The organism is Pseudoalteromonas sp. 120-MNA-CIBAN-0494 (genome assembly GCF_040308885.1).
Lineage (GTDB): Bacteria > Pseudomonadota > Gammaproteobacteria > Enterobacterales > Alteromonadaceae > Pseudoalteromonas > Pseudoalteromonas nigrifaciens.
Genome location: NZ_JBEOOE010000181.1, coordinates 1 through 260, shown reverse-complemented (window position 1 = coordinate 260; position 260 = coordinate 1). Strand labels below are relative to the sequence as shown.

Here is a 260-nt window from a genome sequence, read left to right as displayed (position 1 = left end):
GACGGCAGAAATAAGAGGCTTCTGACCACTTACCGCTTTCTTTTTCGTCAGCATCTTCAGGATTATTAGGACGAAGCCAGTATTCTTGATGAATGAGCCCGATAGTCTGAGTCGTGAAGCTGTCTAATAGCAGGGTTGAATGAACCCACCAACCACGTGATTTATCTGTCGTCGTCCCCAGTTTGCCAAGCTCTTCTGCTACTTGATGTTTGTAACTCAGCGCAGTGGTGTCATCAATGGCTAATATCTCAGCATAGGGC

The 260-nt window shown here is 46.5% G+C and carries 1 pseudogene; it reads right to left on the bottom strand.

Going from position 1 to position 260, the window contains the following annotated elements:
• A pseudogene (locus tag AAEY55_RS18445) lies at window positions 1–260 on the bottom strand (IS4 family transposase); the annotation flags it as partial.